The sequence below is a fragment of the Bacillus sp. ISL-57 genome, from assembly GCF_018613135.1.
GTDB classification, from domain to species: domain Bacteria; phylum Bacillota; class Bacilli; order Bacillales; family DSM-1321; genus Peribacillus; species Peribacillus frigoritolerans.
The window spans coordinates 35074-50628 of record NZ_JAGGQV010000007.1; the positions used below are offsets into that span (position 1 = coordinate 35074).

A 15555-nucleotide genomic window follows, 5' to 3' on the forward strand; every position below is an offset into this window, starting at 1 on the left:
TCTCTCATTCTTTTAATTTGTGGATGTTTTCAGAGACGGTAAACGACGCTTCGGTCCGATTCCTGATTTCCTCAACGCTGGAAGTATCAAATACATCAGTTAATAGGAGGCCCTCCGAGGTTACGGAAAACACGCCTAATTCGGTGATGATCATATGTACGCATTTTGGGGCTGTTAACGGCAACGTACATGTTTTGACTAATTTGAACATGCCCGCTTTATCGTTATGTTCCATCAAGACAATGACCTTTTTTGCCTTTGCAGCCAGTTCCATTGCACCGCCCATGCCCGGCACCCGCTTTCCCGGAACAATCCAATTTGCGAGATCCCCAGCTTGACTTACTTGAAGGGCCCCTAGAATCGTGATATCCACCCTGCCGCGCCGTATCATTCCAAATGCAACGGTACTGTCGCAGTAAGAAGCCCCGGCCCTAATGGTGATCGGCAATCCCCCAGCATTGCAAAGATGCGCATCTTCCTTCCCCGTTTCAGGAGTACTGCCCATTCCCACAAGGCCATTTTCTGCATGAAACATCACTTTATGATCATCCCAAAGATGATTCGGTACAAGTGATGGAATGCCAATTCCCAAATTGACCAGCATCCCATCGCTTATTTCTGCTGCTGCCCGTTTCGCTATTCTGTTTCTATCCCCTGTTCCCAAACCCATTTCCAATCGACTCCTTTTGATGGAATGATATAATCCACAAAGGCACCCGGTACAATGATGTTCTCTGGATCCAAAGTGCCCAGCGGAACGATTTGCCTGACTTCGACTATAGTGATCTGTCCGGCCGCAGCAACGATTGGATTCGTATTCCTGGCACTTTTATCGAATAGAAGATTTCCATATGGATCTGCCATTTCTGCGTAAACAATGGCGATATCTGCAGTTAATGCCGATTCCACCAGATAATTTTTCTTACCTAGCTTAACGGTTTGCTTGCCGTCCCGGACGATATCGGCTTCCATTCCAATATCGGTCAATATCCCGCCCAGTCCCATCCCACCGGCCCGGATGCGTTCGACAAGTGTCCCTTGCGGACAGAACTCCACTTCGAGTTCACCATTATTCATTAATAGTCCTGCATAAGGATTGGAACCGATATGGGAAACGATGACTTTCTTCGCTCGGCGCTGGGTGACCAGTTTTCCGATTCCGATACCGGGGAAACCTGTATCGTTCCCAATCAAGGTTAAATCCTTAATACCTGATTCCAAAATCACATTGATCAATCCCGGAGGCGTCCCTATGCCACCGAATCCCCCAAATAGGATGGACTGTTTATCTTTAAAGTGATGGCGGACATCTTCAAAACGACAAATCTTCTGGAACGTATTTTCCACCACTAAGACTCACTTCCTTGTTGTGATAATCGTTTACCTATCGATTCATTGAATTGCCCAAAGGTTATATCGACCCTCATTAACAATTCAGCACACTCCTCTTCCGATATCGTTAGCGGCGGGGAGATGATGAGCGCTGCCCCGGTTACACCGTCAAGGCCTGCAGCTGCGGGATAAAGAAGGATTCCGTTCCTCATTCCCAATTCAATGATTTCATTGGTCACATCTGCATCCTTCGGAAATGGGGCCTTCGTTGCTTTATCCAGGACAAATTCGATGCCAATCAATAAACCTCTCCCGCGTATATCACCGATAAAGGAGTACTTCCCTGCCAACTTTTTCAGGCCCCTAATCAGGTAATTCCCCCTGTCGGCTGATTTTTCGACAAGTTCATTCCTTTCGACATATTCCAAAACCGCCAAAGATACCGCACACGATAACGGATTTGCACTTAAAGTATGACCTCCTATAATTGACTTCGAGCCTTTCATTATGGGTTCCATCACGTTTTTGGTCATTACTGCTGCCGCTATTGGGGTATACCCCCCACTCATACCTTTACCTAATGTCACGATATCAGGTTCCACATCCCAATATTCGGAAGCAAGCATCTTACCGGTACGTCCAAATCCGGTCATTACTTCATCCGCAATGAATAAAATATCATTCTCTTCGCAGATTTTCTTGAGTTTTTGAAAATAACCGTCAGGAGGAACAATGGCCCCTCCGGCTGCGCCGATGACAGGTTCTGCAATGAACGCCGCTATATTTTCACTGCCAATGCGCCGGATTGATGCTTCCAATTCCGAAGCACAGGCCATTCCGCACGTATGTTGGTCAAGTTGAAGTGGACATCGGTAACAATATGGAGGAGATACAGAAGGATATGATTCAAGCAAAGGAGTAAAGCGTTCCCGGCGAATCGGATGTCCAGACATTGAAAGAGCTCCCATCGTGATGCCATGGTAGCTCATCCATCTCGATATGATTTTCTGTTTCTTTGGCTTCCCTTTTTCCTGCCAATGCTGAATGGCAATTTTCAATGCCGTTTCCGTCGCCTCGGAGCCGCTGTTTACAAAAAAGCTGTATGTCAGTTCCCCTTTGGTCAATTCTGCAATTTTTCCGGCGAGTTTCTCTGCAGCATCACTGGTAAATTGGGAACGATACACAAACGATACCTGTTTAGCCTGTTTAACCATAGCCTCAATGATTTCCTGGACTCCATGGCCAATATTGGCTGTAACGGCACCGGATGAAGCATCGAGGTAATCCTTTCCATTTTTATCGTATAAAAACACTCCCTGACCATGACTGATAGTCGGATAGGCTCCTCCCAGGACCGGTTTGATCAATGAAGACTGCTCCATAAGCCCACACACTCCTTCTCTTTAAAAACAAATGCCATATAGTAAAGTGTATGTCCAGAAGAAGGCAATCTTGCTAAGGAAATTGTCCTAAGCATGTATACGGATCATTTCTTGGCTTCATGGGTGATTGTCCAAAAAAATGCAAAAAAAAGTGTATCCGCGAAATTTTATTAAAAGTCAAGGGATTGGCTAGAAACCCTTTATAACATTATCTATTTATTTAATGTCACACATAAAAAGGGTAATAAAAAGGAAGGATAGGTGAGCAGATAAAATATATGCTCTATCTTTCCTTTTTTGTACTACAAATGCCCCATTTACAACAACAACTAAATTTTATGTTGTTGTACTAAAGCACCTTTTAGCTTAATAAGAAACTGATATTACATATGCCAATCAATTCATTTTTCATTTTCTTACCTTGTTTGTCTTTCTTTTCTACGACCACCCATTTATCATTTTCCTTAGCCACTTGCAAAACTATATTTGTTCCATCAGACTTTTTAAAAGGCTCTTTTCGCAAAGATTATTGCTTTACGTATTACAAGGAGTAATTTACTTTTTATGGTGCTATTTATACAGAGGTTTATTCTGCTAACAGGGCAGGTTGATAAAAAATGAATTTCCCTTAAGAAGTATCCCTACAATGCCACCCTGTTTCTTTAACCTTCTAACTTAATATAAGAAAGCAATTAGAAAAGCCTGCAACATTATTAGGGGTCGCAGACTTTGATTTTTTGGAATGGTCTTGAACACATTCTATTACCGTTTCAACACTTCATCTTGTTCAGTTACTTTAATATGTACTATTGCCGGTTGGTTTCGATTCCAAATTAGGTTTTGCATTAATATGCCTGTCAAACCTATAAGGGTTAGACCAATACCAATTGAGAACGGACCTATTACTTTAAGAAGGAGAAATACTCCTTCTTAAAGTAATATATTATCTCGGATCCTAATTCTTCAAGCTTCACCTTATTTTCTTAACTAATAGCAAAAAAACTTGTATTAAGTATGAACTTCTATTCTTACAATATTGTAGGCTACCATCAAATAGATAAAGCATATTGGTAATTTGGAGTCATCCTTTTGTTATAATAATATAAACAAACTTCACTCCAAATATTAGGGTTAACTCCTCTTCCTATTTCTATTGCAAGTCCAGCAGGTCCTGCATAAAAGAGATGGATCTTATCATAATCTTGTTGCTGCAATAATTTTTCTATCTCATCTTTAATTTTAGATTGAACATAGATTACATCATTTCTATAAATAAGTCTTTTTAGACCTGGGTTGTCAATGTCAAAACGAATGGAATCAACCCCCCCTGTCAACACTTCCTGTACGGAATTCATTTTTACTATTCCGCTAATCGAAACGAGTACTGCCAGTTCTTTTTTATTATTTATATCTTTGGAGACACTGAGTTCTATATCTTTATTTGCTTCATTAGAATCAGAAACCCATAGTCCTGCTTCTCTATCAAATTGATAAATAGAATATGAAACGGTATCAGTTAATAAAGAACCTAAATGCATCAATAATGGTATAGGAGACAAAGGGAATATTTCACCAACCTTTGCCTCTTTTTCTTTAATTTTCTCTATGAACTTCTGATAAAGAACCTCGTTACTTTTCTTACCTTCTTCCCAACCTTCTATTGAAAAGTCGTCAAACACTGTTTGGTACTCAACAGCATCAAGAAGTATATATGGAGCTGGACTATCATATTCTATATCGAAAAGTGGCCCCCCCATTCTTTTGTGTATAAGAGCTATACTTTTCTTTTTATCAACTGACCAAGAGGAAACCCAGTTTTCGTGTTTTTCCTTCATCGCAAATAGTAAATCCGGTGGAAATTGGCCTCTAGTCTTTTTGTCATCAATTATTTTAGAGTGGTCATAACACATTAACATAAGATTTCTTACTTCTTCTAATGTTTCATAGGTAAAATCATACTTTTCCATATATTCGTGACGAGCAGAGTTTTTGGCGTGACCAATTATATGTGCCTTTATTCCAACATTCGTCAACTCTCCAGACGTAGATTCTATTAATCTCTTTTTGCACCCATCAATAGAACACATACCACCACACGCTACCCAAAGATGATAATTTTCGGCTGCTGTAAGATCTCTTCTTTTTCTTTCTTCTTTAGAATCGGTCAAATTTAATTTCTCCTTTTGAGTTCAATTATTTCATCTTCCGCTCCATACCACACTTTTGTTTCTTTGATTCCAATGATAATAAAGAAAAGACAGCCTGACTCATACTCCATTTTTATTAATCGAGACCAGTCCTTTTTATCAATATTAGAAGGCATTGGGTTATTTTCAGGGTGAGTATGCCATTCTCCTAAATAGAAACATCTCCCCTTTTCTCGACTCCATACTTCATTGAAATATTCTTGATGGCCATCCGGTTTTCTACTGAATCTTGTGCGTTTTCTTCTATCACTTGGCATTGGTTCAGTCACATCATCTATTATATAATTTCCATCTTCCTCTAGTATCCTTCCAATTAGAATGCCACCGGCTTCGGTGGCATTACGTTCAACCTGTTTATAGTGGTTCATTTTATTTAGTGCCTCAGGACGAATATAAAGGGATTTATGATTTGGTAGCACATACACTTCTTTTAATTGGCTATGGATGACGTATCCCTTCCTTCTAAAGAGCATACAGGACAGCTTGAATCCTTATACAAATACTTTGTTTCTTCTAACTTTCCAGAATCAAATGAATGTCGGATAGTCGTTTTATAACCGGATTCTTCAAATAAAGAAGGGTCTCCCTTCCAAGACAAGAGTGGGTTCCCTTGCATTTTACCCATTAATATTTTAATACCAGCTTCAACCGTCAATATAGCTGAACGTTCACTATCCAAGAAACTATATGGGACAAATGAAGATCCGCATCCGGTAATGGATTTAGAAAAATCTTGGAACGGTTGAGCAAAAGCAGAACGATTAAAAATTGGTTCAATTTCATCTGGTTTAAACAAGCACTGGTAACAGCCCTTCCGTTCACCATTTAAGGTAACAAGAGTATGACCTCCAATACCTAGAGGTTCCACCCAGGTATAAAGGGTCGGAGGAGGTTCGGGTAAACCTTGAAAAAGACGATTTAATTCCATTTCCGTATTTGGAGATCCAATAGCCACGATAATCAAATCAAAGTTGGGCTTATTCATATCCATCTCTTCGGGTACAGTTAAAATATCCTTATAGAAAGCTTCTACTTTTGAAAAAGGATATTTTCGGTTGATTTCATCCTTCATACCGAATACTTTTGATTTTTGCATTAAAGGAACTTCTTCAATTGCATAGTAAAGTTGATCGCTTCCGAGGACGTGTCGATGAATATTTCCAAATTCCAATCGATCATTATCAACCATAGATATTTTCCCGACACCGGCTTTAGCGAATCGCATAGCAATTTCGCTCCCAATAGACCCTACACCCGCAATTAAGATATGTTTATCATTCAATTGAATATGGCCACCTGATCGACCAATTAGATGGCTAGGGTGCCATCGATTAATTTTAGCATTATAAACGGACATATCTTTTGGCTTTAAAATAAATGGGTGCAATTGTTTCTGGGTCTCCTTGTTCTTTTTATGGGACTTGAATGGAATTTTGTTACCAGTCATCCCAAAGCCAAATAAAGCAACATTGCCATTAGGCGTTGGCAATCCGACGATAATATACTCCAACGAGGTGCTTTTAACCGGTCTATTGGCTAATCGATTAAATATCTTTAAGTTTTCTTCAGTCAAGTTGGACATAATATTTGTTTTCAGCTCTGAAAATGACCATTTTTCATCAAGCGGAGGGATTAAAAAAGTCCCTTCTTTAAGTGGGATATAAAAACATCTATATTTATTGGCGTTGCTTATATCTATTTTGAAGAGATGTTTGACAAGTTTCTCTAGGTTCTCAATATCATCCTTCTTCTCAGATGCAGCGATAAAAAAATCATTTTCAGGGATATTTTTTGACCATAAGTTCAACTCTCTTACTCTCTCATTTGAAGTATCAATGTGAGCATAAATATCCAGGAAAGATTTCTTTATCCAGTACACTTCAAATTCTTCCATAAAATCATTTTGATTTTCACCGGTTATTCCACTTTCTATAAGGGAAATAACTTTTTCCAAACAGTTTAACACGATAGATGATGGATACCTCGTATCGATAAGTAACGAATCGATACGAGTGAAGCAAAGCAATCCACCAGGTAACTTGTGAGGGATTGAACCAAATTGGTTTTCGTCATCATAGAATGATGGCAACACATTGGGGAACCTTTTTGGGAAGCCCACCGTTAATGTCGTTGGCTCTTCGCAAATTAACACATCGATCTCTGCCATTGCTTCGAATCCTGAGTATTTTTCTTTATCAAAATCATCTTTTGGATTAAAGTCCCTTATTAAAGTTTGGTCCATTTCTAAAACCTGTTTTCTGATGAATTCTAAATTTACTTCCATCCAATTTCCTCGGAAGCAGATTCTGAACTTGATAGAACTGCTGGGACTACTGCCCTTTTGCCGGTATCTGCTTTTGCCGGAACTGGAAAATCATCGCCTAATTGTTTTTTTAGGACTTCAGCCGCATCTGTTGGATCTGTTTCATCTTTTGCGTTATTTAATGCAGTTAAGAAGCTTTCAAGTTTTTCTTTAAACGTAGTCATTTGCTTATAAGTCATTTTTTCAAACAACTCAGGTCTTGGCTCGGCAGGTAGTTCTACTTTTAGTCGCGGCATAAATTTATACTCCCCATCTATCTCGACAAAATCATTGTGGAAGTTAGAAATCATTGTAGAAACGATTTGAATGAGAGCGTCCAGATCCTTATATTTTAGTTTTCCAGTAAAACTATCTGTTTCTTTTTGAATGTCCAACCAGTGATAAGCACAAGATGTTAAAGCGATACCAGAAGGTTTGCCATTAACGGAAGTGAAATTCACATCCTTCCACCTCTTTAGATACCGCACAATTCGCCTGAATTGCATACGATCATCTTCATCTGACAAATTTTCCTTAATGGCCTTTATTAAATCTTTTGGATTTGACTCGTCCCAGAACTTATCCTCTGTATTGCTAGTTGGTTTTCCTTTTGCAAGATATACTTTGTTGTCAGTATTTGTAGTTGCATAAACAGTTAGGTCTACGTGGTATCCAGCAGCATAAGTGACTGTTACGCAAGGGGTTTTAATTTTCACGTCAGAAGTATGGCCTAGTAGTGCGTTATAAATCCACTTCTTCGCTTCAATTGGATCTACATCATCTTTTGACATATCAAAATACAATCCCACATCGATATCATAATCAGAATCCAAAGGTTTAATGCCGGTACGCATTGCATATGAACCTTGATTAAAAATTTCAAAGGTATAATCTGTTTGTTCGGATAGCTTTTCTTTAATTCGCTTAATGATGATTTCTCTTTTTTCTTTCAAAACGTCATTCTCTTCTTTTAGTTTAATTGAGTCGTGAAAGTCGTTAAACTGTGATCTACAATCCGCCATATTACATACCCCCATTTTTTTCTATCTAGCCAAATTATACCATAATACACCAATTCCTTATTGAACTACAATCTAAAAAGGACCTTCAAAAGAAGATCCCTTTCTCAAACTTTAAATGATTTATCACCAGTTAAATGACCACTTGTTTGAATCCTATACCGCTTTCGTTGTTGAGTTGTTTAGAATAGTTTTACTCACTTTTTGCAATTGGTCCTGGTCGAAAATTTCATCAAATTCCAGTTTTCTTTTACCATACTGTATCCGGAGACCTCGTTCAATTATTCCATCTTTAAACCAATTAACATTGATAATGGTCTGATAACGGAATTTATCCATATGATTGAGGTCCTTCGTTAAAAATAATACCCTTTTGTTAGTGGCAATTAAATAACCTTTAATTTCTTTTTTACTTGATTTATCGTACTCACAGAATATAAAGGCTTGTGCTGTTTCATTGACTTCGAAAACACGCAAAGCAAGAGATTGAAAGAATTGTTTGTTGTTTTTGATTTCATTATATTCATACTGGGAATAACCCCAGCCGCCATTCTCCATCACTTTTGAAATAAGGGCTTCCGTTTCTTTTCTTTCGATTTCTTTCAGTTCTCTTCGTTGTTTTTCCTGCTCTTCGCGTTTTTGTAATTGAATAAGCTTTTGCTCGTCCTGTTTCTTTTTCCTATTTTCCTTCTTCTCCTGATGTGCTTTTTCTTTTTGACTCCTATATTGACTAACCCTTTCAGTTATTACGGCAGAATCCTGTTTTTTGGTTAACACTTTTACAAATATATCTTCAACTTTGTGACAGACAGTTTGATAAATGCCCATATTGCTCCTCCTTTATCCGATCATTTTCTTGGCTACATAGAGTCTTCTGCCTAACCAGGAAAGTGTTAGTCCGCTGATACCTACTGTGGCTGCCGCTTGATTTGCGTCTTGTTCCTCTTCATATTCTTTTAATCCTACATTATAGTAATGGGTAAAAATAGGCTTGGCCTTTTGATATTCTGCCGGAATAGTCAATGTAGTTCCTTTTTTACCTAAAGCAAGTCCAGCATCAATGATCTCAGCGATCTCTTTATTAGATTTAAAACCTTCCTTGTACCATCCCTTGAATTTTGAATTGGTAAGGTCAGGTTCTTTATATTTCAGTGTCGTAAATGCAGCTTTATATCCCATTTGCAGATATTCTTCCTTCAACTCGTTTTGAGCATTATCATATCCTTCTTGATATGCTGTAACGTATTCTTCAATGGAACCTTTAGGAGGGGAGTGGGTATCTTTCTTTCCATCGTTGTAACCCTGTTCGGTCAACTCCTTTTTCTTGGCACCAACCCGTTCAGCAACTGCTTTGTTAAACCCATCTTCATATGCTTTTTTCAGTCCAGTATGGGAGGTGTATTTTCCTGGTACTGCGATTTTATCTTGTTTTTTTCCTAATGTGTATCCTTCTTTGGTTGCTATGGTTTTTTCTGCTTCTATTTTTTTCTTTCCATCTGCATAACCTTTTTTATATCCAGTAGCATAGCCTTCTTTAGAAGCGTCAGAACCGGAGGAGGCAAAACTATTGCTTTCGGATTCCTGGTAACCATCTTTCATTCCTTGTGCGGCCCCTTGTTTTTCACCACTTTCGATATCCTGCTGGTCCTGATTGTATTGGACTTGTTCGGGGCTATTGTTAATTTTTGTCCTATCGTAATCACTAGGGGCCTCACAAGGGATTCCGTCATCAACCTGACCATTTCCCCAACCATCTAAATTTTCAGGATCATTGGTGGCGGAGTAGCCTTTTGAATTCCAATACTCAACTACTTCATCGTAAGAACCAAATTCAGAGCAATCCATATCGTCATTCCTTGTTGCCGGTGCAGTTGTACTAGCTCCCACTCCTGAAGAAGTATCACCACCATTATGGTTATGATAGCCGCTACATAAGCCCTTGGCGATTGATTTTTCACTGCAATTGTGTCCTCCGCTTGAATCTGTTCTGCCAGGGTGTGCATACGTTATTGTTCCAAATATGAATGTCAGAAAAAAAGTAATGAAAGCAATCCTTTTAACCAATCTTCTTTCCCCCTAAAAGTTTTATTTAGGTAAATTATAACACTCATTACCAAAATTTATGTTATATTACGTTATTTATCTACTACTTCTTTTGTTATAGTTTGGTATTCTCATTAATTGAAATTGGATATCCCGATTGCAAACCAAAATCTCTCTAATTTCAATTGATTAAAGATATTCGTGATTATTTTCCCGTCTTTCTGTTTGATGACATAATATAAGAAACAAAAAAGAACCTCTAAAGAGATCCTAAATTATATTCTTAGTTAATTTTTTAAAAAAGGTAAATCATCTTTTATTATAGGGCGTACCCTTCTTACTAAATCTGTTATGTCATTTTCTCCGTTATAAACAACACTAAGAATTTGAAAGTCTTCTGGATAGCGAACAGATTTTTTTATCATTTGTATCCACTCATAAGCTGATATAGCAGCAGTCCATTCCGGTTCTTTTCTAAAGTCAGTTATTATTACTGAACAACTACCAGACTGTAAGAACTTAGTACTGTTCGCAAACAATTGTACCTCAATCTTAATTTCCATTTGTATACTCCTAAATCTCTGTGCCTTTTTGGTTTATTCTTCAAACACTACAAAGCCCTCCTGAATTTAGGTGGGCTTTTTTTAATCCTCTACAATCACATCAATAATCTCATTAAATTGAATATACCCAAAGGAACTATCTTTCTTTTGAATACGTAACTCTTTCGTGACAGGATGTATGTACACACAATACCCGTGCAAATCATATGGACTTCCCTCGTTATGCAATGTAAAACTTAGCCGTAAATTATATTCCATCGCATAATGAATGTTGTTTTCAAACTCTTCAACCTGGTATTCATCAAGGACTGGTTTTTTATTAAGGAAGTAATCAACCTCACCCATTTTTTTATTTAAAGCTTTATGTTCTGGCATAATCAACGCTCCTTGCCATTTAACGAGCCCCCTATCACGAATTGTACTCATCAGAAAGATCCCTCCTTTACATCCATTATATACGAACTAACGTTCTTGCAAAAGGCAGAAAAAAATTCCTTCCCCAAATAAGTTCGAGCTAGAGAAATGTTGGGTTTTTGAACAAATAAAAGAGACCACTTTTTGTGGTCTTCCTTTATGCCCTATGGAACTAACGCACCCGTTTATTTTTATAAGACTTATCGCAGAGTTGACACATACTGTGACGTTAGGAATTCCTGAAATATAGTTGTTATAAAAGAGACAACTACTAGTAGGGGTATAAGTTTACGGATTGTTTTTACTTTTAGATAACAAATAAATAAAGACAGCTGTAAAAATTATTACTAATAAAATAGGGAAGAACGCTGTATTGATGAAATGATTATAAATCCACGTATCATACATTAAAGCAACCTCAATTTTTGTTTTTACCTAGTATTAACGTTAAGAACAACACTATCCCAATAACGACAATATATTACTGTACGAAAGGTAATTTCACAGTACGAATAAACGGTGAACACAAACTATGAAAGAAGAGCGTAGACAAAGAGATTTCCGGAATATAGGATTATTTTGATATGTTCCTTTGAAATTTGTACAACAACTTATCTAACTCTTGACTAGATTTAATGGTTTCGGGGTGCGAAAGGCCTTGTAACATACCAATTTCAATTAAATGAGTTCTCAAGTAATCAATCTTACTTTTCATTTCGTTAAGTGATAACACTAATATTCATAACCTTTCTCTTGTTAATTTGTAATAACCATCCAAAAATATTCTTAATAAGCAACATTATATACAAGAATTAACAATGAGAAAAGAATTAAAAATATAACAAATATTAACAAAAAAACCATCTAACAACTTGACCTAAATAAGAAGATGATTACCGTACAGTACGAATACACTACGCTTAATGAACTAACCTGCCCCTATAGTTGCATAAGAGAAGGAGATGCTGATCAGCTCCTGATAATGAAGTAGAGCACCCGTTAGTTGAAGAAGACCGATTGTAGAATTTTACATCAATTGTACATTAAATGAAAAAACCACTCATTCTGCATTTGAGTGGTTGAAAATCAAATTGAAAGACGGGCAGACAATGAAAATTAATCGTTGGAATTTATTATGGCTAATACCTGATGATCCTCCCAACGATCATTTATTTTTATATTTTGTTTTGCAATTCCTTCTTTATGAAAACCAGCCTTTTCTAAAACACGTATTGAACCTATGTTATGTGGCATAACACCAGCCTCAATCCTATGTAAATTAAGAGTTCTAAAAGCATAATCTACAACCAATTTAACAGCTTCTGTAGTGTAACCATTACCATTATTTTTTTGATCTAAGTAATAACCTATCGTTGCACTTTGAAGGGGACCACGAATAATTTCAAAAAGGCTGATAGTTCCTATTAGTGCATCATTCTTTTTTAGAAAAATCCCAAACTGGTATTTAATATTTTCTTTTGATTTTTGTTCCCAAGTTATTATTAATTCCTTTTGCTTTTCTAAAGAATAGTAGTTAGATGGACGTTTTATTGAGAATGGCTCAAAGAAATCCTTATTTTCCACTAGCAATTGTAGTAAATTTTCAGCATCTGATAAATTAAGTTCTTTTAAATAGACCATCTCACTGGAAAACACAATTAATCCCCTTCCTTAATGGAATATATTTCATTATATACTATCTATCAACAGCAAAGAGTATTTGTTTTTGCACAGTTCGTCTACACTACGCTTCTTCAACTAACTGCCCCGTTAGTTCCATAAGAAAAAGCTGCCTTAAAGACAGCTCCGTTCTTTAGCTAACGCACCCGTTAGTTCAACAAGGAGTGCTTTTAACCTTATCCTTTTAAACCCTTATTTACCGCCCAACAATGATGTTCGTGGACAAAGAGTTCTCGAACACTTTCAATATCTATCCATTTTATAAAGTGGTCATCTTCAATTGGTTCTTGTATTTTATCTAACAATTCTGCCCAGTAAAAATATCCGTCATTTATTAATGGTTCATTTTTAGTGGATTGAAAATATCTCTTTGCATTTCCTATAAAAGAACCTATCGACACTTTATAACCCGTTTCTTCTAGCATTTCTCTTTCCAGGCATTCTTGATAACCTTCATTATTTTCAATTCCACCACCAGGTAAAAAATAATGTCCTCTGGAATTTTTGACAGTTAAAATTTTATCCTTTTTAGAATTGAAAACTATTGCATAAACGCCTTTTCTTATTTGATAATCAAGACCATCAATTTTTTCTCCAAAAATTTCCAACATTTTTCACCTTCTCAGTAACTTATATTACCACTTTTCTTGTTGAACTAACCTGACCCTTTAGTTGCATAAAGAAAAAGCTGCCTTAAAGACAGCTCCGATCTTCAGCTAACACACCCGTTAGTTGAAGTATTTAGCACATATTATTTCAGATACAAATTATATTTCATTTATTTGTTCCCATTCACTTAAATACATACGTTGCTTAATTTTTTTCGGGTTTTCTAGTTTACAAATTAATTCTAAACTGTTTCCGTCTAGGTCATTAAAATGAATTTTAGCGTGTGCATATTCTTCGTGAGGCATTACAAAAGGCTCAATAGGATCAAAGCCAAAAGCCTCTCTTGGCTTATAACCTTTACTTTTTAGCCAAACAACTGATTTTTTTAAGTCTTCTAATGTTACTTGAAATGCAATATGCTTATTGAAGGATGATACTCAACTTCTACTTTATCTGTTTCCCATAACCCCAACCAACTTTTATCTTTTTCAATCCATAGAAAAGCCAATCTGTCTTCAACCTTGTGATCAAATTGCAAACCAAGTCCTTCATAGAATTCAATTGAACGATTTAAATTACTTACTGGTAAATGTGCTTCGTATAAACCTTTTATCATTGATATAGCTCCTTTTATTATAAGTCTCTTTTACTTTCATTTCTTAATCAACTAATCTGCCCCGTTAGTTCCATAAGAAAAAGCTGTCTTAAAGACAGCTCCGAGCTTCAGCTAACGCACCTGTTAGTTTAAGTACAATTCTTCACATTCTCTATGTCTGAACTTCTTTGTGAATGTTCGTTAGATATTTCAACATTACCATCAACAATAATCCCTTGAATTACATAATTTATTAATTTTCTTGATTCCATTTCTACTCGTTTTCTTCCGTAAGGATACATAAACCAGTTATCTACTTTGGTCGTTTTATCATTAACTGTACAAAGAGAATATTCAATCCAATCTGGCATATATGTTTTAAGTGTTAAATAAAATCTACGCATATGATAAATAGTAGTAACAATAATTACACGCTTAATATTATGCAAATTAAATTCCCTATCCAAGATTAACAATGAAGCGAGTACATTTTCTTTCGTATGAAGTGATATATCCTCTACTAAAATGTCCTCTTCGGGAACTCCTTTTTCAATAGCCTTTTCTTTTAATAAATGTGCTTCTGATAATTTGGTGCCTTCCCAGATAACTCCACCTGAAAATAATATCTTCTTTGCTCTTCCTTCATTATAAAGTTGTATAGCTTTCGGCAAGCGATACTCCACAGCCTTATTACTACCTGGAACAAATATTACATCACCACTTTCATCATCGTCTTCTAAATTTTTATAAAGGAGTTCTGTCATTTGTAAGTCGGTAAGTTTATCAGGTTCTAACTGAGATATTTTTTTCAACATTTTTCACCTCGCCACTTCAGTAACCAATGAACTGCATCTAGTAGGTTTTCTGCGATGTAATCAGGTTCTACTTTTGCCCAAACTCCATAATATTCTTTGTTATTATATTTTTGAATAGATTCCTTTCCTGCACCCGTCTGAACGATAATCTTTATACAACCAACTTCATTCGCAGCCATTATATCTGTCCATCTATCTCCAATTACTACACAATGTTCTAAATCCAAACTATATTCCTTAGCAGCCTGTAATAGCATTCCTGTTGATGGTTTTCTGCAATTACAGTCTTCGTGATGTTGGTGAGGACACATATAAACTTTATCAAAACCAAATTCAATTAATTCCTTTTCAAACTCTTCTCTTTTAGCTTCTCCTTTTGAAATACCAGGTTGATTGGTAAATGACAAAACCATCTTATTGTCATTTTTCAAAAGTTTGATAGATTCTGAAGCAAATGGAAAAAGTGTAAATTCACCTGGATATACAACACTGTCACTTCCACCGATCGTACCGTCTCTGTCAACAAAAACTGCTTGAATATTTTTGGCCATTTTAATCTCCTTCTTATTAGAGACTTATTTCAAGGTAGTAAGT

The 15555-nt window shown here is 36.6% G+C and carries 16 protein-coding genes and 1 pseudogene; all 17 read right to left on the bottom strand.

The features are described 5' to 3' along the window. Positions 1-4: 4 nt before the first annotated feature. Positions 5-670, bottom strand: coding sequence for a 3-oxoacid CoA-transferase subunit B (locus J7I90_RS11475; RefSeq protein WP_214771686.1), 666 nt, complete (start codon positions 668-670; stop codon positions 5-7). After that, on the bottom strand, positions 637-1347 hold the full coding sequence (locus J7I90_RS11480) for a CoA transferase subunit A (protein ID WP_214772143.1): 711 nt from the start codon (positions 1345-1347) through the stop codon (positions 637-639). The genes J7I90_RS11475 and J7I90_RS11480 overlap by 34 nt, the downstream gene beginning before the upstream one ends. Positions 1348-1349: 2 nt before the next feature. Continuing rightward, on the bottom strand, positions 1350-2714 hold the full coding sequence (locus J7I90_RS11485; protein WP_214771687.1) for an aspartate aminotransferase family protein: 1365 nt from the start codon (positions 2712-2714) through the stop codon (positions 1350-1352). A gap of 1049 nt (positions 2715-3763) precedes the next feature. Beyond that, a complete protein-coding gene (locus tag J7I90_RS11490; protein ID WP_214771689.1) occupies positions 3764-4882 on the bottom strand; it encodes an SAVED domain-containing protein in 1119 nt (372 codons plus the stop codon). 2 nt (positions 4883-4884) lie between these two features. Then, positions 4885-5346: a Mov34/MPN/PAD-1 family protein gene (locus J7I90_RS11495; protein WP_214771691.1), complete on the bottom strand. Its 462-nt coding sequence runs from the start codon at positions 5344-5346 to the stop codon at positions 4885-4887. 5 nt (positions 5347-5351) lie between these two features. After that, positions 5352-7205, bottom strand: coding sequence for a ThiF family adenylyltransferase (locus J7I90_RS11500; protein ID WP_214771693.1), 1854 nt, complete (start codon positions 7203-7205; stop codon positions 5352-5354). Next, positions 7196-8245, bottom strand: coding sequence for a nucleotidyltransferase domain-containing protein (locus J7I90_RS11505; RefSeq protein ID WP_214771695.1), 1050 nt, complete (start codon positions 8243-8245; stop codon positions 7196-7198). The genes J7I90_RS11500 and J7I90_RS11505 overlap by 10 nt, the downstream gene beginning before the upstream one ends. Before the next feature lie 153 nt (positions 8246-8398). Beyond that, on the bottom strand, positions 8399-9070 hold the full coding sequence (locus J7I90_RS11510; protein WP_214771698.1) for a PH domain-containing protein: 672 nt from the start codon (positions 9068-9070) through the stop codon (positions 8399-8401). A 12-nt stretch (positions 9071-9082) separates the two neighbouring features. Then, on the bottom strand, positions 9083-10306 hold the full coding sequence (locus tag J7I90_RS11515; protein ID WP_214771701.1) for a YHYH domain-containing protein: 1224 nt from the start codon (positions 10304-10306) through the stop codon (positions 9083-9085). A gap of 266 nt (positions 10307-10572) precedes the next feature. Next, a complete protein-coding gene (locus J7I90_RS11520) occupies positions 10573-10848 on the bottom strand; it encodes a hypothetical protein (protein ID WP_251025237.1) in 276 nt (91 codons plus the stop codon). Positions 10849-10929: 81 nt separating this feature from the next. Beyond that, the gene (locus J7I90_RS11525) at positions 10930-11274 is read right to left on the bottom strand and encodes a YolD-like family protein (RefSeq protein ID WP_214771704.1); all 345 of its coding nucleotides are present in this window, start codon (positions 11272-11274) and stop codon (positions 10930-10932) included. Between the two features lie 562 nt (positions 11275-11836). Further along, on the bottom strand, positions 11837-11977 hold the full coding sequence (locus tag J7I90_RS11530; protein ID WP_202187362.1) for an aspartyl-phosphate phosphatase Spo0E family protein: 141 nt from the start codon (positions 11975-11977) through the stop codon (positions 11837-11839). 401 nt (positions 11978-12378) lie between these two features. Next, complete coding sequence (locus tag J7I90_RS11535) at positions 12379-12918, bottom strand: GNAT family N-acetyltransferase (RefSeq protein ID WP_214771709.1); 540 nt, start codon at positions 12916-12918, stop codon at positions 12379-12381. 200 nt (positions 12919-13118) lie between these two features. After that, the gene (locus J7I90_RS11540; RefSeq protein ID WP_251025238.1) at positions 13119-13553 is read right to left on the bottom strand and encodes an NUDIX hydrolase; all 435 of its coding nucleotides are present in this window, start codon (positions 13551-13553) and stop codon (positions 13119-13121) included. A 156-nt stretch (positions 13554-13709) separates the two neighbouring features. Continuing rightward, positions 13710-14167, bottom strand: a pseudogene (locus J7I90_RS11545) (VOC family protein). A 128-nt stretch (positions 14168-14295) separates the two neighbouring features. Continuing rightward, positions 14296-14958: a YdcF family protein gene (locus tag J7I90_RS11550; RefSeq protein ID WP_396020427.1), complete on the bottom strand. Its 663-nt coding sequence runs from the start codon at positions 14956-14958 to the stop codon at positions 14296-14298. Further along, positions 14955-15512: an HAD-IIIA family hydrolase gene (locus tag J7I90_RS11555; RefSeq protein WP_214771715.1), complete on the bottom strand. Its 558-nt coding sequence runs from the start codon at positions 15510-15512 to the stop codon at positions 14955-14957. Before J7I90_RS11555 ends, J7I90_RS11550 begins: the two co-directional genes overlap by 4 nt. Positions 15513-15555: the final 43 nt, after the last annotated feature.